Here is a 19,940-nt window from a genome sequence, read left to right on the forward strand (position 1 = left end):
ATCTTAATAATTTTACTTGTATTTATGTTTAACTTTTGATTTCTGCTCCCCTCCCCCTCTCTTTAAGGAGAGGGGATGAAGGGGTAAGGTATTTTATTTAACCTTCCTCATTTGGCTTATACTATTTACCTCACCCTATTAAAGTTAGTAGTATTTGTTCTGTTGTGTTGTCCCTCTCCTTAAAGAGAGGGAAATTTCGGATTGTGATTGATTCAAAGCTATCTTAATAATTTTATTTGTATTTATGTTTAACTTTAAATTTCTGCTCCACGCCCCCCTCTCTTCAAGGAGAGGGGATGAAGGGGTGAGGTATAAATTCTTAAACCTAAACCGTCTAAACCACCTCCTTTAAGCAAATTTAATTAAACTGTCCGCTCCCGTACATGAACTGTTCGAAAATGAACATTAATTTTTTTTAATTTGATTTAAAACGTTGTATGTCAGGTATTTAATTATGCTATAGTCTTTTGGCACAAGCTTGGTTATTAGAGAAACCGAACAGCATTACCAAACAATGGATAAGAAAATAGAGAAGAAAAAATTCACCACCAAAAACTTAATCGTAATAGGCGGGGCAATTGCTTTTATAGCAGTAGTTATATACGGCTACACCTTGTCATTAAAGAAAACTTACAGTGCCGATGCAGATAAATTAACCATTAGCAAAGTTGAATATGGAGACTTTGAAGATGTAGTTTTATTAAATGCAAGTGTTGTTCCTTTAACATCGGTAATTGTAAGCTCTTCAGAAGGTGGAACAGTTGCCCAGATTTTTACTGAGAATGGCGCTACTGTAGTTAAAGGTACACCCCTTTTAAGAATCGAAAATTCTAATGCAATGATGGGTTACACATCTCAGCAAACTGCAGCCACCGAACAAATTAATCAATTGAGAAAATCGAGGTTAGATTTAGAGCAAAATCAAAGGATTTTAAATCAGGATGTTTTAGACGTCGAGAACAACCTCCGCACTGCAACCCGCCAATATAGGTTAGATAGCGCTTTGTTTTCTAAAAAGGTAATTACTCAGCAAGAATTCAATAAATCGAGTCAGGATTATGAATATTATCAAGGTAAACTGAAAATTGTTAGGCAAGCGATAAAGCAAGAGAATCAAAGCCGTAAAATGCAACTTTCACAAATTGACCAATCTATGAGCCAAATGAACGAAAGTTTAGAAATGATAAAAACAAATATCGAAAACATGACAATTAAAGCACCGGTTTCGGGTAAGCTATCTTCTTATGACCCGGTTATCGGTAAATCTTACAATTCTAACGAAATGATTGGAAAGATTGATGTAATGCAAGGCTATAAATTGCAAGCTGGTGTTGATGAATATTACATCAACCGCGTTAAGGAGGGACAAACTGCTACATGCGAATTTAATGGTAAAACTTACAGTTTAACAGTTAGCAAAGTTATACCAGAGGTAACTGCCGGTCAGTTTCAGGTTGAGATGGTGTTTAAAGGTAGTGCTCCAATCGATTTGCGTAGAGGCTTGTCTTTACAAACCAAACTTACATTATCTGATAATAGCAAATCATTACTTCTGGCTCAAGGTCAGTTTTTTCAAAGTACAGGCGGCTCGTGGGTGTTTGTGGTAAACAATGGTAAAGCGACTAAGAAAAATGTTAAAATCGGAAGGAAAAATTACCTTTATTACGAAATATTACAAGGCTTGCAAAAAGGCGATGAGGTTATCACGTCATCTTACGACCAATTTAATCAATATGACCAGGTAGAAATTAATAAATAAAATGATGACTAAAATTTTAATCACAATTGCCATTACCTGCTTATCGTACATGGCAAATGCCCAAAGTGTTTTTAAAAAAGAATCTAATTGGATCGATAATAAAAATGGTGCGAGCTATGAAATGAATATATTCAGTAAATCAGGCGGAAAAACAACTACCAATCTTTCGAAGGCAAATTTAACTTTAGCCGGAGATTTAGCTTTACTCGATAAAGTTAATTTTATTCAGGATGGGAAACTGAAAATGGATGTTCCGTTAAGAGCAGAAACTACTGAAATAGAATTAAAGCCCGGAACTTACACAATTAAAATTTACCATAAAGTATTAGGTGAAAAGGATTTTGAAGTTGAGTTGAAACATGCTCAACAAAATAATATTAAACTAACCATCAAAAAAATTGCCTCATGATAAGAATAGAAAATCTTGAAAAAGTTTATAAAACCGAAGAAGTTGAAACAACTGCACTAAATGGAATCAACCTTCATGTTAAGGAAGGTGAATTTGTTTCGATAATGGGGCCATCTGGTTGTGGAAAATCTACCTTATTAAATGTTATGGGTTTGTTAGATAAACCCGAAAGTGGAAGTTACAAATTTATTGATACCGAGCTTTTAACTTTAAATGATAGAGAACGCTCAAATTTCCGCAAGCGGAATATGGGCTTCGTATTCCAAAATTTTAATTTAATTGATGAATTAACAGTTTTCGAAAACATTGAATTGCCTTTAATCTACAATAAAGTTCCTGCTGCCGAACGCAAAGCTTTGGTTAACGAAATTATCGAAAGAATGAACATTGTTAATCGCAGTGGCCATTTTCCTCAGCAACTTTCTGGCGGACAGCAGCAGCGTGTGGCTGTAGCAAGGGCTTTGGTTACTAAGCCAAAGTTAGTTTTAGCAGATGAGCCAACAGGAAACCTAGATAGTTCTCATGGTAATGAGGTAATGGAATTGCTTTGCGAACTGAATGAAACCGGGACTACAATTGTAATGGTTACACACTCCAGTCACGACGCCAGTTTTTCTAACAGAATCATAAACCTTAAAGATGGCCATGTGATTTCTGAGAAAGTAAACAAAAGCAGAAACGAGGAATTGATATAGAAAATATTTAAAGGTGAAAGGTTTAAGGCGTATGGTTATGCATGAGTGACATTAGCCCTTAACCTTAGAAAAATAGTTTTAGTTAATGATAGGCCAACCGAAATCTTCCCGGATGGGAAGATTCGGATAAGGCGCTTGGAGGTTATAAGTGATACGTTTTACGTAATGCACTTAGAACTTAAAACTTACCACGTAATACTCAAAAGATGTTCAAAATAAATTTAAAAATCGCTTTGCGAAACCTTTGGAAAAACAAAGGGTTTTCTTTGATTAATATCGGAGGACTGGCCATTGGTTTGGCGAGTTGCTTGATTTTGTTGCTATACGTTGCCTACGAATGGAGTTTTGATAAGGGTTTTTCTAACAGTGATAAAACCTATGTAATCTATCAAAATGCTCCGGCCAATGGTAAAATTTACAGTTGGGCCTGGACACCGAATGCCATGGCTGATGAAGTTGCCGCTAAAATTCCTGGCGTTAAATATGCCTCGCATTCTACTTATCCATCAACAAAATTAATTACGGTTGATGATAAAAGGATTAATTCGAGAGTAAATTTTGCTGACCCATCTTTCCTCAAAATATTCGATTATAAGTTTGTTAAAGGCAATCCTGATAAGGCTTTAAAAGGCGTTAACACAATTATTTTGACTGAATCATTTGCGAAAAAACTTTTTGGAAATGAAGACCCGATAAATAAAACAGTTAAGCTTGATAATCAGGATGTTTTGAAGGTTGAGGCTGTAATTGAAGACATCCCCGCAAATAACTCTATAATTTTTGAATGCCTAATGCCATGGGAACTTTTTGTGAAAAGAGAGCCTTGGGCAAAAGATAAAAATTGGGGAAATAACATGTGCTTAACGGTGGCTCAATTAAAAGATAATAGCTTTTTTGATGCTGCAAATTCAAGCATATTGGATGTTTATAAACGTAACCAGCAAGGTAATACAGCTAAGGCATTATTGCATCCTTACACAAAATGGCATCTGTACGATGATTTTCAAAATGGAAAATCTGTTGGTGGCAAAATAGAACAGTTAAAAATATTCCTTCTACTTGCATTTTGTATTTTACTAATTGCCTGCGTAAATTTTATGAACTTATCAACCGCTCGTTCAGAGCGCCGGGCTAAGGAGGTTGGAATAAGAAAAGCTATCGGCTCAACCAGAAAATCTTTAATCGGTCAGTTTTTATTAGAATCAGTTTTTATTACCTTATTATCTGGCGTTTTGGCTTTCATTCTGGTAGAAGTAAGCTTGCCATACTTTAATAATTTATTGAATATTGAGCTTCAAATCAATTACAAAAGCATCACTTTTTGGAGCACACTTTTAGGCTTGATGATTTTTACAGGCTTTATCGCTGGTAGTTATCCAGCTTTGTATTTATCTTCTTTTGAACCCATAAAAGTATTAAAAGGCTTAAAAATTAAGTCAGATTCTTCAGTATCCATTAGAAAGATTTTAGTGGTAATTCAATTTGTTTTTGCAGCCTGTTTAATTGTGTGCACATCAGTTATTTATCAGCAACTTAACTATGTAAAAAACAAACCAATTGGGTATGATAAATCTAATCTGGTTCAAATAGCAGTTAGGGGCAGAGTAAGCGAGAAGAGTAAATTAGAACTGTTAAAGGCGCAACTTTTAAAATCTGGTGCAGCAAGCAATGTAACTACGTTTAGTAAAGACATAACAGAAAGTGGAAACAATACAACTGATGTTTACTGGGATGGCAAAACAAAGGGTGAGTCGATTTTATTCAATAATCGAGGTGTTGGAGATGATTTTATCAAAACAATAGGTACAGAATTAGTTGCAGGCAGAGAGATTTCTTCAACATCAAAAAGTGATAGCAATAAGGTTATGTTTAACGAATCTGCTATTAAAATGATGGGACTTAAAAATCCGATAGGCGCTAAAATTAAATATTGGGGAACAGAGAGAACCATTGTAGCTGTTGTGAAAGATTTTGTAGTAGAAAGTGCCTATCAGAAAGTTTCGCCAATGGTATTTTATCCAAGTTATATGGATGATATCCAGGTCATTCTTGTACGCTTAAATCCGGCACAAAACATAAGTGCTTCAGTAGCAAAAATTGATGAATTGGTTAAGCAAATTGAACCAGAATATCCGGTGCAAAGAAAATTTGTTGACGAGTCTTTTGAAGTAAAATTTCAGGATGAAAAACTTTTAGGTACGCTATCAAACTGGTTTGGTGGTTTTGCAATTTTTATTTCTTGCTTAGGCTTATTAGGCTTGGCGCTATTTATGGCCGAGCAACGTAAAAAAGAAATCAGCATACGCAAGGTTTTGGGCGCTAATACAGCAAGCATATTAACGCTGTTAAACAAAGATTTTATCAAGCTCGTAGCAATTGCAAATTTAATCGCTTTCCCATTAGCTTATATTATCATTAACAAATGGTTATCGGCTTTTGAATATAGAGTGTCAATATCTGTGATACCATTTCTTATTGCAGTTTCCTTATCACTATTTATTGCCATTTTAACAGTCAGCATTCAATCGATAAAAGTTGCAAAAGCCAATCCGGTTGATGCTTTGAAATATGAATAGAGCTGAAAGCTTAAAGCAAAAAGCCTAAGGCTATTTGCAAGGTCTTGATACTTCATACTAACTCCTTGAAACTACAATGTTCAAACTCAATCTTAAAATCGCTTTGCGAAACCTTTGGAAAAACAAGGGCATTACCTTAATAAATGTTGGTGGTTTAGCGATTGCTTTGGCCTCTTTTATTTTGGTGATGATGTATTTTACTTATGAAACCAGTTTTGATAAGTCGAATCCAAATTACAAAAATATTTATGTAGTTGGACGTATTTATCCGGAGTTTAAAACCAACTATACAGCTCCGCCGCTACATAAAGCTTTAAAACAAAATTTCCCGGAGGTTGAAAATGCCGGGATTACCAAAAGTGGTTTTTTTGAGCTGACCTTAAAAAATGGGAAGAACACCGTTTTTGCCAAAAATTTTATGCAGGCAGATTATAATGCAGCTAAAATATTAAACATAAAACCAATGGGTGGATTACAAAAACCATCTGGTGATGTAGAAAGGCTTTCTTATTTAAACGTTGAAAGTATGAAAACGCTATTTCCAGATAAGAAAGATAATAAACCGGAAATGGTTGGTATGGGTGCAAGTAACTCCGGTGTAAGAAGTAAGTTTGATGGTTCGATAATTAGCGATCCACATTCTAATATAACTTTCGATGGCATATCTATTGGAAATGAAATAGGGCAGGGTGAAGATTATGGAATGAATAATTATACAACCTATATTAAGGTAAAACCAGGTACGGATGTTGATAATCTTCAGCAAAAAATTACCAAATTATACAGAGCAGAATTATTAAAAGGAGAATCGGATTTAAAAACAATTGAAGAAATTAAGGCTATTTCCACATTTTTAGATCCTTTGGCTAATTTGCATTTAAAACCTTTTGCCGGAAACGATGCTCCATATAAAATCCTTGTAGCGCTTTCGGTTCTTGGTATCTTAATTTTAGTTATAGCATGTATCAATTTTACCAATTTGAGCATAGCACAGGCTACCAAGCGGGCAAAAGAAGTTGGTGTTAAAAAGGTTATGGGTGCATTTCGTGCCCAGCTTACCACTCAATTTCTTGTAGAAATTTTTATTCAGTGCACCGTAGCAACCACTTTAGCTTTAATTGTTGCCGAACTGCTACTTCCAGTTTTTAATAATCTTTTTCAAGTGCAATTATCTATATGGCGTATTGATAACAATCTATTCTGGCAATTGCCAATGGTATTGTGTTTGATAACGCTTGCAGCCGGCATTTATCCTGCAGTGGTTTTATCTGGCTTTAAACCGGCCTTAGTTTTAAAAGGAAACTTTTCTACAAGTAAACAAAGCTCATGGTTAAGAAATGGCTTATTGATATTTCAGTTTAGCATTGCAGTAATCTTTATTATTGGCTTACTCATTATCAATTCGCAACTTAAATACATGCGTTCTCAGGATTTAGGTTTTTCTGCCAATCAGGTCGTTTACATTAAAAATTTAACGCTTTTTAATAATCCTTCAAAATTCGGTTCGCTAAATTTTGAGTCGGTTAGAGATAAGGTTTTGAAAATTCCGGGAATTAAATCTGCTACAGTGGCAAGCGATATCCCTAACGGTGCCGAAAACGGTACTAATAGCTATACAACTAATGGGCTTAAGGCTAATGTTGATTTTGTGGATGTGGAATTTGACTATTTCGAAACCCTTGATGTTAAACTAAAAGAAGGACGTTTTTTCTCTACTGCTTTTAAAACCGATACCGCAAATTCTGTTGTTATTAATGAGAGTGCTGTGGCTAAATACGGGTTAAAAGACCCGATAGGCAAAACCATTAAAGGATGCAATATAGATTATAAAATTGTAGGTGTAGCAAAAGATTTTAAAGCCCAGGGTTTTGAAACTGCTGTGCAGCCAACTATTTATGCCATTAAAAATCCTTGTGGAAATTACAAAACTCAAATTATGTTGAAAATTGAGGAAAATAAAATGGCTGATGCATTAACCGCTTTGAAAGCACTATGGCCTCAAATTAATCCAAAAGATGGCGAAGATTTTAGATATGAGTTTTTAGATGAGCTTTATGGCAGATTGTTTAAAAAACAGGAGCAACTACAATCCGTGTTTTTTGCTGCGGCTTTGCTTACCATTTTCATTGCCATTTTAGGCTTGTTCGCTTTTGCAAAATACATCACCAATGGTAGAATTAAAGAAATTGCTGTTCGTAAAATTTTAGGTGCAAGCGATATTCAGATTTTCAAATTAATCAATTCATCATTCTTTATAATGGTGATGATTGCCAATATCATATCATGGCCCATAGCTTATGTCCTAACAAAAAAATGGCTGGATACCTTTGCTTATCGAATTGATTTGCCAATTATTCCATTTATAATCAGTGCATTGGCAACAATTTTATTAACAGTAATTACCGTAAGCGTACAAGCCAGAAAAGCCGTAAAAGCTAATCCGGTTAATGCTTTGAAATGTGAATAATTCAAAGTTATAAGTAATACGTTTTAAGTTGTAAGTTTTGATACTTACGACTTAGAACTTACCACGTAAAACTCTTAAAATGTTTAAATTAAATTTAAAAATCGCCCTGCGAAACCTTTGGAAGAATAAAATCTCGTCATTGATTAATGTGATAGGTTTAGCTATTGGTCTTGCAGCCTGCCTTATGTTGTTGCTATACGTTTCTTACGAATGGAATTTTGATAAGCAAGCCAGGAATTACGAGAACGTTTATATGGCTATGACAAATGTTCCTGGAGATAACAATAAAATTAACGCCACATTTAATGGCTCTACAACGGCTCTTGGTCCGCTATTAAAGCAAAATTTGCCTGAGGTTAAATATGTTGTCCGTATGGACTATGGCAAGAAAAGCCTTATCGCTAATGGACAAAACAGCTATAAAAAGAATTCGAAATTCGCTGAGCCAGACATTCTTAAAATGTACGATTACAAGTTTATTGCTGGCGATGCAACCACAGCATTAAATAATCCGCTTTCGGTAATTTTAACAGAAAGCACTGCTAAAACTTTGTTCGGAACAACAGATGTTTTAAATAAATCTGTCCGTTATCAAGATAAAGAAAACTTAATAGTAACTGGTGTAATTAGAGATTTGCCAGAAAACAGTTCCAATCGATTCGATTTTTTAATGCCCTGGTCGTTTTACGAAATTGTAGATGAGAGTGCAAAAAGTTTAAACTGGACTAATTACAGTTTTGTAACGATTGTTACTTTAGCAGCCGATGCAAATGTAGATTTAGTAAATCGTAAAATAGAAGCGCTGGTAAAGGCTAATACCGAACAAAATGGACAATCGCAGCCAAATTTTTTATATCAAGCCAGTAAACTTCATTTATTTGGCAAATTTGAAAACGGTAAAGCAGTTGGTGGAGATATTGAGCAGATTTATCTATTTGTTGGCTTAGCAATTGGAATTTTACTTATTGCCTGCATCAACTTTATGAATATGGCCACAGCCAAATCAGAAAAGCGTGCAAAAGAGGTAGGTATTAAGAAAACCATCGGTGCAAACCGTAGCTCATTAATTTTTCAATTTTTAACAGAATCGATGGTGTTAACTTTGATTGCTGTTATACTCGCAATCGCTTTATTAGAAGTTTGCCTACCGGCATTTAACCACTTGTTAAATATAAATTTAGGAATTTCGTATTTCAACTTGCCAAGTTGGATTGGAATTTTAGGTATTGTAACAGCAACAGGTTTAATTGCAGGAAGTTATCCGGCATTTTATTTATCTTCTTTTAATCCAATTCAAACCCTAAAAAGAAAAATAACTGCAAATGGTTTTTTAAATATAAGCCTAAGGCAAGTGCTGGTTGTTGGGCAATTTTGTTTCGCAATTATCCTGATTATTTCCACATTAGTTATATATCGCCAAATTCAATACATAAAAAATAAACCGGTAGGGTTTGATGTAAATACTTTGGTAGAGATTCCGCAGGATGGTGAATTGAAAACAAAATTCGATTTATTCAAAACTGAGCTTTTAAAATCTGGTGCAGTAACTTCCATGTACCAGTCATCGGTTAGCCTTTCTCATCGTGGTCGCAATTTTATGGATGTAGCCTGGGATGGGATGAACAAACCTGAAAATACAGTAATGTTTAATCAGGTTGCCACAACTTATGATTTCATAAAAACCAATGGTATAAAATTATTGCAAGGCAGAGATTTCTCTAAAAATTTCGCTTCAGATACAAGTGGGTTACTGGTAAGTGCCTCCGAAGTCAAAGTATTTGGTTACAAAAATCCAATCGGGAAAAGAGTGAAGATTTTTGGTGCCAATGCATATATTATTGGGGTTTTTGATGATTACGTTTGGGATTCGCCTTACAAATCAAACAATCCGCAGGTTGTGTTTTTAAATCCTGCGCAAACCGGTACAATTACAATGCGTTTGAACAATCAAAATAGCTTGCAGAGTAATGTAGAAACCATCAATAAGATTACTAAAGTTTTTAATCCGGCTTATCCGGCAGAAATCACCTTTATAAATTCCTTATATCAGGATAAATATAAATCAGAAAAAACTTTGGGCATTCTATCCAATCTCTTCGGCGGACTGGCAATTTTCGTGTCGTGCCTTGGTTTATTTGGCTTGGTTACCTATAGCGCAGAGCAGCGAACAAAAGAGTTTGGCATTAGAAAAGTTTTGGGTGCATCTGTTGCAAATTTAATGCAACTACTATCCTTTTCTTTTATAAAAATGATAATCGTAGCCATTATAATTGCTTCGCCTATCAGTTATTTTGCGATGGGTAAATGGTTAAGCAATTTTGAATTTCATACAGAATTTAGCTGGTGGATTATTCCTGTTTCGGCTGTAACAACTTTAACAATAGCAGTGTTAACAGTCAGCTTTCAGGCATATAAAACAGCAAAAGCTAATCCTGTTAACGCTTTGAAATATGAATAATTCAAAGTTATAAGTAATACGTTTTAAGTTGTAAGTTTTGATACTTACAACTTAGAACTTACCACGTAAAACTAAAAAAAAAATGTTCAAACTTAATTTAAAAATCGCATTGCGAAACCTTTGGAAATATAAAGGTTATACAGCCATTAATATTTTTGGTCTTTCAATAGGCCTGGCTAGTTGTATTCTCATTTTTATTTTTGTTAACTATCAATTAAGCTTTGATAAGGATTATGCCAATGGCGATAGAATTTACCGTGTAGTTTCATCATGGAAATATGCTGATGGTAACGATTTTAAATCAGCAGGCGTACCCTTGCCGCTTGCAGCTGCAATGCGAAACGATTTTTCGCAATTTGAACATGTAGCTGCTATTCAGCAAAGCGGCGGTATAATTAAAGTTAATGCTACGGCAACTAAGTCAGAAATTAAAGATTCTGAAACTCTGTTTTACGCCGAGCCTGAATTTTTTAAAATTTTCAATTATAAATGGCTTGCCGGTGATGCCGGAACAGCGCTCACGAGTCCAAATACGATTGTTTTATCAGAAAAAACGGCTAAAAAATACTTTGGAGATTGGAAAAAAGCATTGGGTAACAGCATTAATTTTGATGCAACAAAAGATTTTAAAGTAACGGGAGTAATAAAGGATAATCCGCAGAATAGCAGTTTTCCATTGCATGTTGTAATGAGTTATGCAAGTTATAACAATAGAAATATGAAACATTGGGGTTCTGTTTCTTCAAGTTCTGAGTGTTACATTTTGCTTAAAAAGGGCATAAATCCATCAGAGCTGGATAATACGTTAAAACAATTCATTAAAAAATATTACGTAGATAATGGTCCGGGGAAAGAGAGTCATCATTTTCAAGCCTTAAATGACATTCATCATAACGATGACTATGGTAATTTTTCCGGGCTCATCACGCCATATAAACAAATTATTGGTTTAGCGATTATTGGTCTGTTTTTATTAATTACTGCATGCATAAATTTTGTAAACTTGGCTACAGCTCAAGCAATAAGCAGAAGTAAAGAAGTTGGTGTGCGGAAGGTAATGGGTAGCAGACGAAATCAATTAATCTGGCAATTTTTATCAGAAACGGCATTAATAACTGCTATATCCATTTTGTTAGCTTGTGTAATCTCTGAGTTAACCTTGCCAAAAATGGAAAATTTATTTGGTGGGGACGTTAATTTTAACCTTTTTGGCGACCCGTTAATCTTTATATTTTTGATGGCGCTATTGGTTTTGGTTAGCTTTTTAGCAGGTTTGTATCCGGCATTAATCATGTCGGGATTTAGCCCGGCGTTAGCCATAAAAAATAAAGTACTGGCAAATGCAGGTGGCGTAGGATTGCGTAAAACATTGGTAGTGGTACAATTTGCAATTACAGCAGTTTTAATCGTAAGCACCTTAGTTGTGATTAAGCAAATGAGTTATATCCGCAATAAATCGTTAGGCTTTGACACCAATGCAATTGCTTTGATTAATTTGCCTTATGATAGCTTGAGCTTAACAAAACACAATACATTTAAAGAAAGAATTTTAAATATTAACGGCGTTAAAAATTTAAGCTTCAATACAAGCGCACCTTCATCTGGTAATAATAACGAAACTAATTTTTCTTATAACAGCTCTAAAGATGCAGATTTTCAAATTAATGTTAAACCTGCTGATGACGGCTACATAAAAACATTTGGTTTAAGCTTGCTCGCAGGCAGAGGATTGAGTATAAGTGATACAATTAAAGAATATGTAGTAAATGAAACTTTACTCAAGAAATTAAATATCAAAAAACCAGAAGAAGCAATAGGTAAAACCTTAAAACTTTGGGGTAAACCCGGACCAATTGTAGGCGTTGTAAAAGATTTCAATAATTATTCCTTACATGAAGCTATAGCGCCGATTGCAATATTCTCACGCAAAAAAAATTATGAAACGGTTGCCATTAAATTAGAGAAAAATGAAATGGTTGCAACACTTAAAAAAATAGAGCAAGCCTTTAATTCTACCTATCCTGATTATGTTTTCGAAAACAACTTTTTTGATGAAGATTTAAAAGGCTATTATGAAACAGAGCGCATTATGGGTACCCTATTCAAGGTATTTGCAGGCGTTGTAATCTTCATTTCGTTTATTGGTTTGTTTGGATTAATTTCTTTTGTGGCAACACAAAGAACTAAAGAAATTGCTATCAGGAAGGTTTTAGGAGCTTCTAACTTTGAACTGGTTAAAATGCTTAACAGTTCTTTTTTATGGATGGTTCTTATTGCGAATTTGGTTGCATGGCCAGTAGCTTACATTTTTGTTTCTAAATGGTTATCCTCTTTTCAATATAGAACAGATTTAAGTATTTGGCCATTCATCGTGGCGATGCTTGCATCTATATCAATAACAGTATTTACGGTAAGTTTAAGGTCTTATCGGGCTGCAAAAGCCAATACTATCGATGCACTTAAATATGAGTAAAGCTGTGAGCTAAAAGACTAAAGCTTAAAGTGAAAACTTATCTTGATACTTGATACTAAATACTTGATACTGCAAAATGATAGAACTTAAAAACATAGAAAAATATTACGCTAGCAAAGGCATTAAACATTATGTACTTCGCCATGTAAGCACAACTATTAAACAAGGAGAATTTGTATCCATTATGGGTCCGTCTGGTGCCGGTAAATCTACGCTTTTGAATATTCTCGGAATGTTAGAAGAACCAACTTATGGTAGTTACGAGTTTATGCAAGAAGACGTTACGAATTTAAGCGAACGTAAGCGTATTGAGCTTTATCGTAATCACATCGGGTTCGTGTTTCAGGCTTACCATTTAATAGATGAAATGACGGTTTATGAAAATATAGAAGCGCCATTACTTTACAAGAAAATTGGTAGTTCGGAAAGAGCCAGCCGCATCGCTAATTTGCTTGATAAATTTAACATCGTTGCAAAAAAAGATTTGTTCCCAAATCAGCTTTCTGGCGGTCAGCAGCAATTGGTAGGTATTGCCAGGGCATTAGCTGCACAACCATCCATTATTCTTGCCGATGAACCAACCGGTAATTTACAATCTGCACAAGCCGAAGAAATTATGCAGCTTTTTCAAAAATTAAATAGGGAAGAAGGTATAACAATTATTCAGGTTACCCATTCAGAAAAAAATGCTGAATACGGCAGCAGAATATTACACATTGCCGATGGGGTGATTAAAGAAGACATTCCTGTTCTTACTAAATAAATTATTGGTGATAAGTTTTGAGTTAAATTAAATACTTACAACTTAAAACATATAACTTCGTTCATGCAAAAATCTTTTACAGATGGAATGGGGCGTGAGGTTATCATGAATTTTCCGCCAAAGCGGATTATTTCGATTGTACCTTCGCAAACAGAACTATTATTTGATTTAGGGCTTGATTCAGAAATTATCGGATTAACCAAGTTTTGTATTCATCCGATAGAAAAATTTGCAGAACGAACCAAAGTTGGCGGGACAAAAAAACTCAACATCGATTTAATAAAAGATTTAAAGCCCGATTTAATCATCGGGAATAAAGAAGAGAATACGCAAAGCGATATAGAGGAACTTGAAACTTACTTTCCGGTTTGGATGAGCGATATTTTTACCTTGGATGATGCAATGAGTGCCATTAGCGAAATAGGGGCGTTGGTAGATAGAGCACCAGAAGCTTCTTATTTAAATCACTTAATTTCTGCCGGATTTAAAGATTTAAAAGCTTTGGCGCTGCAAAATCGAATTGATAAAAAAGTAGCCTATTTAATTTGGCGAAAGCCTTTTATGGCTGCCGGGAAAAATACTTTTATTGATGATGTGTTGCTTAGCAATGGTATGGTAAATGTTATCAAACAAGAACGATACCCAGAGGTAGGCCTTTCACAACTCGTAGAATTAAATCCTAAGCTTATATTACTCTCTTCTGAGCCTTATCCTTTTAAAGATAAACATATTGCCGAAATACAGAATGAGTTGCCAAATGCTAAAGTAATTTTAGTTGATGGCGAAATGTTCAGTTGGTATGGCAGTAGGTTGGTAAAAGCCGTTCAATACTTTTTCGAATTTCAGAAAGAACTTTATTAATTGTTTGCTAAAATTTCTGCTAAGTTTGCGATATCGAATTAATCAAACCTAAAAATTACCATGAAAAAATTAGTACTAATGTTGTCGCTGTTTGCTACCATACTGTTTGGTTGCACTTCTATGAAAGATTCAAACACCAAAACTCACGTAACCGCAACCGGAACAATACAAAAGCTGGGCATGTCTACCTTCCAATACGGAACACATATTTTAAAAACAGCCGATAAAACTTATGCTTTAAAGAGCACCTTCAGCTTAGATCCTTACTTAGATAAAACAGTTACAATAAAAGGTAAAAAGGTTTCAGGTTATCCATTAGAGGGTGGGCCAGAACTTGTTGATGTAACACTTGTAAAATTATAAAAAATTATTCTTGCTTAGCCTTAGATACTTAGCACTTTTTGGTAAAAATAATTGAGAAAATATTTCAATTATTTTTTGAAAATTGATTCTGATTTCTATCTTTGCAGTCCTTAATAAATCCTAACTGCGGAAGTGGCGTAATTGGTAGCCGCACCAGACTTAGGATCTGGCGCTTCACGGCGTGGGGGTTCGAGTCCCTTCTTCCGCACAATAAGATAAAGGCCGTTTCGATTTAAACATCGGAACGGTTTTGTTTTAAAAAGACATTGTTAAACGAAAAATCGATGTGTTTTTTGGATGAGACGAATATCTCAATACCATTACTCATATCTCATATCTAAACAGAAATGAATATTACACAGGAAAAAACCGGCAACTTAAATGCTGTTGTAAAAATCAAAATTGCACCTGCAGATTACACCGGTAAAGTAGATAAAGCAATTAAAGAACAGGCTAAAAAAGCACAATTACCAGGTTTCCGTAAAGGAATGGTTCCTGCTGCCCACATTAAAAGAATGTATGGTAAAAGCATTTTGGTTGAAGAAGTTAATAACTTATTAAACGATACGCTTTCAAACTACATCGCAGAGCAAAAGCTAGAAATTTTAGGTCAGCCTTTACCAGCACAGAACAACGAAAAAGAATTTAAATGGGATAATACAGATGAATTCGAATTTGATTACGAGTTAGGTTTAGCGCCAGCTTTTGATGTTGAAATTTCATCTAAAGATAAATACACCCTTTATAATGTTAAGGCAGATAACGAAACATTAGAAAGCCGTGTAAAAAATATTCGCCGTAGCTACGGTAAAATGACTAATCCTGAGGTTTCTGAAGAAGATGATGTATTGTATGCAGAATTAGTTCAGTTAGGGAATGATGGTTCTGTTTTTGAAGGTGGAATTTCAAATACTGCAACACTTCGTTTAGATCAGATTGCCGATAAAAAAATCCTTAAAACATTAGTAGGTTTAAAAAAGGATGATGTTGTAACTATCGATATTCAAAAGGCTTTAGGTGATGCTGCTGCAATTGCTAAAGCATTAAATATATCTGAAGAAGATGCTGCCGAGTTGAAATCAAATTTCCAGTTAACTGTTAAAAATGTTAACCGTTTAGAAGAATCTGATTTAAATCAGGAGTTTTTTGATAAATTATTTGGCGAAGGTACTGTAACTGACGAAGCTGGTTTCAGAGCTAAAATTACTGAAGAAGTAGAAGGCATGTTTAAACAAGATGCTGAACGTCAATTATCAAATGATATTTACGAAGATTTGTTAAAGAAACATACTTTTGAATTACCTGATGAGTTTTTACGTCGTTGGTTAAAAGCAACAAACGAGAAATTAACTGATGAAGAACTGGCAGAAGGTTATGATGATTTCGCTAAAAACCTTAAATGGACTTTAATCGAAAACAAAATCATCAAAGATAATAACATCGAAATCAAATACGAAGATGTTGTTGCGGCTGCCAAGGCTAAATTAGATGCTCAATTCAGAATGTACAGCCCGAGTCCGCTTCCTGAAGATCAGTTGGCACAATATGCTGTTCAGTTTTTACAAGATAAAGAAAATGCTAACCGTACATTTGAGGAAGTAAAAGCTTTAAAAACTTTTGATTACATCAAATCGGTAGCAACAATTACAGATAAAGACATCGAATATAACGCGTTTACTGAGCTTAATAAGAAATAGATAGTGGCGTTACGCCATAGGCGTTAAATTGATTGTTCGTTTGCTTATATTTAGCAATGGCTCAATTTAAATTTCAATCGCTCGAAGTTTGGCAGTTATCCATTGAAATAACAGATAAACTGCTTGACATAGCTGACCAATTGTCAGTTGATAAAAAATATAGATTTGCAGAGCAGCTCAATGGGGCTGCTCTTAGCATATCAAACAATATCGCGGAGGGCTCAGGTTCTTCTTCTGCCAAGGAATTTGCTCATTATCTGAATATTGCGCACCGTTCTACATTTGAAAATGCTAACATTTTAGTAGTATTAGAACGAAGAAAAATAATTTCTGACACAGAACTGCTTTATTATCTGGAAGAATTGGATAAATTGGCACGGAAATTAACCAACTTCAGGAAATATTTATTAAAATTATAACTTAGTTTGGCTTATGCATTTAAAACGCTTACCGCCAGACTCCTAACGCAATACATAATCATGAACATAGATTCACAAGAATTCAGAAAATTTGCCGTTAAACATCAGGGAATTGGCGGTTTACACGTAGATAAATTTATTGCACAGGCTAATGTTAACCCTCAAAACATGACGCCCTATATTATAGAAGAACGCCAGTTGAACGTTGCTCAAATGGACGTTTTTTCTAGATTGATGATGGATCGTATTATCTTTTTAGGTGATGCAATTTATGACCAGAACGCGAATATCATTCAGGCGCAGTTGTTGTTTTTACAATCAACCGATGCGGATAGAGATATTCAGATTTATATAAACTCACCTGGTGGTTCAGTATATGCAGGTTTAGGTATTTATGATACCATGCAATACATCCAACCAGATGTTGCAACAATCTGTACAGGTATGGCAGCATCAATGGGTGCTGTACTGCTGGTTGCAGGTGCAAAGGGTAAACGTGCTGCCTTACCACACTCAAGAGTTATGATTCACCAACCTTCAGGTGGCGCTCAAGGCGTTGCATCTGATATGGAAATCAACTTAAGAGAAATGTTAAAACTGAAAAAAGAACTTTACGATATTATTGCTGAGCATTCAGGTCAGTCTTACGACTGGGTAGAAAAAGCTTCAGACCGCGATTACTGGATGACTGCTGATGAAGCTAAAGGATTTGGTATGGTTGATGAAGTATTATCGAGAAACTCTAAAAAAGATGGCGAAACAAAATAAAGAATCCCGTTGCTCATTCTGCCACTCTGGCAAGCATGAAACTTTAATGTTAATTGAGGGCATGGATGCGTTTATCTGCGATAAATGTGTTACCCAGGCCAATCAATTGCTTGCTCAAGAGTTAGGTACAAAAAGTAGCAAAGGTATTCAATCGGCACTTACTTTGTTAAAGCCGTTGGAAATTAAGCAACATCTAGATCAATATGTTATTGGTCAGGATGATGCGAAAAAAGTTTTATCAGTAGCGGTTTACAATCACTATAAACGTTTAAATCAAAAGATTGATAAAGACGAAATTGAGATCGAAAAATCGAACATTATGCTGGTTGGCGAAACCGGAACAGGTAAAACCTTATTGGCTAAAACCATAGCAAAGATTTTGCATGTACCGTTTTGTATTTGCGATGCAACCGTGTTAACCGAAGCTGGTTATGTTGGTGAGGATGTTGAAAGTATTTTAACACGTTTACTACAGGCCGCTGATTATGATGTTGCTGCTGCAGAACGTGGTATAGTTTATATAGATGAGGTTGATAAGGTAGCACGTAAAAGTGATAACCCATCAATAACCCGTGATGTATCTGGAGAAGGCGTACAACAGGCTTTATTAAAGATTTTAGAAGGTACGATTGTGAATGTTCCACCTCAGGGCGGACGTAAGCACCCTGACCAAAAAATGATTCCGGTAAATACCAATAACATTTTATTTATATGTGGCGGTGCTTTTGACGGTATAGAACGTAAAATTGCAAATCGTTTGCGTACGCAAGCTGTAGGTTATAAAGTTAAAAAAGACGATACCATTTTAGACTTAAAAAACCTTTACAAATACATTACGCCACAAGATTTAAAATCGTTTGGTTTAATTCCCGAATTAATCGGGCGTATTCCTGTTCTTTCACATTTAAATCCGCTGGATAAAGAAACCCTTAGAAATATTCTTACAGCGCCTAAAAATGCCTTAACTAAGCAGTATGAAAAGCTTTTTGATTACGAAGATGTTAAGCTGGTTTTTGATGAGGATGTTTTAGATTTCATTGTAGATAAAGCGATGGAATATAAATTGGGCGCTCGTGGTTTGAGGTCGATTTGTGAAGCCATAATGCTAGATGCAATGTTTGACACGCCCACGCAGAAAGATGTAAAGGAGCTGCACATTAACCTCGATTATGCGATAGAGAAATTTGAAAAAGCCGACTTTAAAAAGTTGCAAGCTGCATAAAATTCAAATCCTTCCCGATAATCGGGAGGGATTTTTTTTAATAATATTATTGATGCATTGCGCCATGCGCTTTGCTTAAAACCAGTAAAATATGAACGAAGAAAAAGACGTAAAAAAAGATGAAAAGATTGTAGAGAAATCTAAAAAGATTAAAGAAGTAGAATCTCCTGTAAAAGCAGGTTTAAAATCAAAAGATGAAATTGTGAAGAATTGGTTGCCAAGATATACCGGCAGACCATTGGATCAATTTGGTGATTATATTTTGCTTACCAATTTTAGTAAATATGTAACCATGTTTTCTGAATGGCATGATAATGCACCGATTATGGGTTTGGATAAGCCAATGCAAAGTGTAACCGCAAATGGCATCACCATTATTAACTTTGGTATGGGTAGTCCACTGGCTGCAACAATGATGGACTTGTTAACCGCTATAAAACCGAAAGCAGTTTTGTTTTTAGGTAAGTGTGGTGGCTTAAAAAAGAAAAATCAATTAGGTGATTTAATTTTGCCTATTGCTGCAATTAGGGGAGAAGGTACCTCGAATGATTATTTACCAGCAGAAGTTCCGGCTTTGCCGGCGTTTGCATTGCAAAAGGCAATTTCAACAACAATACGCGACCATGGCAGAGATTACTGGACCGGAACTTGTTACACCACTAACAGACGTGTTTGGGAACATGATAAGGATTTTAAAAGATATTTAAAGACCTTAAGAGCAATGGCTGTTGATATGGAAACTGCAACCATTTTTACAACTGGTTTTGCAAACAAAATTCCAACAGGTGCAATTTTGTTAGTTTCAGATCAGCCAATGATACCAGAAGGTGTTAAAACTGCAGAAAGCGATAGCAGCGTTACAGAAAAATATGTAGAAACGCATTTAAGAATAGGTATCGATTCGCTTAAACAATTGATTAATAATGGCTTGACAGTAAAGCATTTGTTGTTTTAATTTTCTATTGATTGCGAGAAACGAAGCAATATAGTCAAGTATTATTTGTGATTCA

General features: G+C 35.0%; 15 protein-coding genes and 1 tRNA gene. All 16 read left to right on the forward strand.

What is annotated here, in order from left to right; all coding sequences use genetic code 11:
- The first annotated feature begins 514 nt into the window (after positions 1–514).
- The 16 genes from LUA86_RS07980 to LUA86_RS08055 all read left to right on the forward strand — a co-directional run bounded on the left by LUA86_RS07980 (position 515) and on the right by LUA86_RS08055 (position 19,885).
- On the forward strand, positions 515–1,759 hold the full coding sequence (locus LUA86_RS07980; RefSeq protein WP_231460079.1) for an efflux RND transporter periplasmic adaptor subunit: 1,245 nt from the start codon (positions 515–517) through the stop codon (positions 1,757–1,759).
- 1 nt (position 1,760) lies between these two features.
- A complete protein-coding gene (locus LUA86_RS07985) occupies positions 1,761–2,168 on the forward strand; it encodes a hypothetical protein (protein ID WP_231460080.1) in 408 nt (135 codons plus the stop codon).
- Positions 2,165–2,863: an ABC transporter ATP-binding protein gene (locus LUA86_RS07990; RefSeq protein WP_231460081.1), complete on the forward strand. Its 699-nt coding sequence runs from the start codon at positions 2,165–2,167 to the stop codon at positions 2,861–2,863. Before LUA86_RS07985 ends, LUA86_RS07990 begins: the two co-directional genes overlap by 4 nt.
- A gap of 206 nt (positions 2,864–3,069) precedes the next feature.
- Entirely contained in the window at positions 3,070–5,439 is a 2,370-nt protein-coding gene (locus LUA86_RS07995; RefSeq protein ID WP_231460082.1) for an ABC transporter permease, read from the forward strand.
- A gap of 76 nt (positions 5,440–5,515) precedes the next feature.
- A complete protein-coding gene (locus tag LUA86_RS08000; RefSeq protein WP_231460083.1) occupies positions 5,516–7,906 on the forward strand; it encodes an ABC transporter permease in 2,391 nt (796 codons plus the stop codon).
- Positions 7,907–7,985: 79 nt separating this feature from the next.
- Entirely contained in the window at positions 7,986–10,364 is a 2,379-nt protein-coding gene (locus LUA86_RS08005; RefSeq protein WP_231460084.1) for an ABC transporter permease, read from the forward strand.
- 82 nt (positions 10,365–10,446) lie between these two features.
- A complete protein-coding gene (locus LUA86_RS08010) occupies positions 10,447–12,837 on the forward strand; it encodes an ABC transporter permease (protein WP_231460085.1) in 2,391 nt (796 codons plus the stop codon).
- 76 nt (positions 12,838–12,913) lie between these two features.
- On the forward strand, positions 12,914–13,600 hold the full coding sequence (locus tag LUA86_RS08015) for an ABC transporter ATP-binding protein (RefSeq protein WP_231460086.1): 687 nt from the start codon (positions 12,914–12,916) through the stop codon (positions 13,598–13,600).
- Positions 13,601–13,663: 63 nt separating this feature from the next.
- Positions 13,664–14,461 carry a helical backbone metal receptor gene (locus LUA86_RS08020; protein ID WP_231460087.1) on the forward strand — a complete coding sequence of 266 codons (798 nt, stop codon included), beginning with the start codon at positions 13,664–13,666 and terminating at the stop codon, positions 14,459–14,461.
- Positions 14,462–14,521: 60 nt separating this feature from the next.
- Positions 14,522–14,824, forward strand: coding sequence for a hypothetical protein (locus LUA86_RS08025; RefSeq protein WP_231460088.1), 303 nt, complete (start codon positions 14,522–14,524; stop codon positions 14,822–14,824).
- Between the two features lie 126 nt (positions 14,825–14,950).
- A tRNA-Leu gene (locus LUA86_RS08030) sits at positions 14,951–15,032 on the forward strand.
- Positions 15,033–15,171: 139 nt separating this feature from the next.
- The gene (gene tig / locus LUA86_RS08035) at positions 15,172–16,521 is read left to right on the forward strand and encodes a trigger factor (RefSeq protein ID WP_231460089.1); all 1,350 of its coding nucleotides are present in this window, start codon (positions 15,172–15,174) and stop codon (positions 16,519–16,521) included.
- Between the two features lie 56 nt (positions 16,522–16,577).
- A complete protein-coding gene (locus LUA86_RS08040) occupies positions 16,578–16,940 on the forward strand; it encodes a four helix bundle protein (RefSeq protein WP_231460090.1) in 363 nt (120 codons plus the stop codon).
- Between the two features lie 60 nt (positions 16,941–17,000).
- Positions 17,001–17,708, forward strand: a complete 708-nt coding sequence (gene clpP, locus LUA86_RS08045) for an ATP-dependent Clp endopeptidase proteolytic subunit ClpP (protein WP_231460091.1) — start codon at positions 17,001–17,003, stop codon at positions 17,706–17,708.
- The gene (gene clpX, locus LUA86_RS08050; protein WP_370634335.1) at positions 17,662–18,930 is read left to right on the forward strand and encodes an ATP-dependent Clp protease ATP-binding subunit ClpX; all 1,269 of its coding nucleotides are present in this window, start codon (positions 17,662–17,664) and stop codon (positions 18,928–18,930) included. The genes clpP and clpX overlap by 47 nt, the downstream gene beginning before the upstream one ends.
- A 91-nt stretch (positions 18,931–19,021) precedes the next feature.
- Positions 19,022–19,885, forward strand: coding sequence for an AMP nucleosidase (locus LUA86_RS08055; RefSeq protein WP_231460093.1), 864 nt, complete (start codon positions 19,022–19,024; stop codon positions 19,883–19,885).
- Positions 19,886–19,940: the final 55 nt, after the last annotated feature.

The sequence above is a fragment of the Pedobacter sp. Leaf132 genome, assembly GCF_920984695.1.
Taxonomy (GTDB): domain Bacteria; phylum Bacteroidota; class Bacteroidia; order Sphingobacteriales; family Sphingobacteriaceae; genus Pedobacter.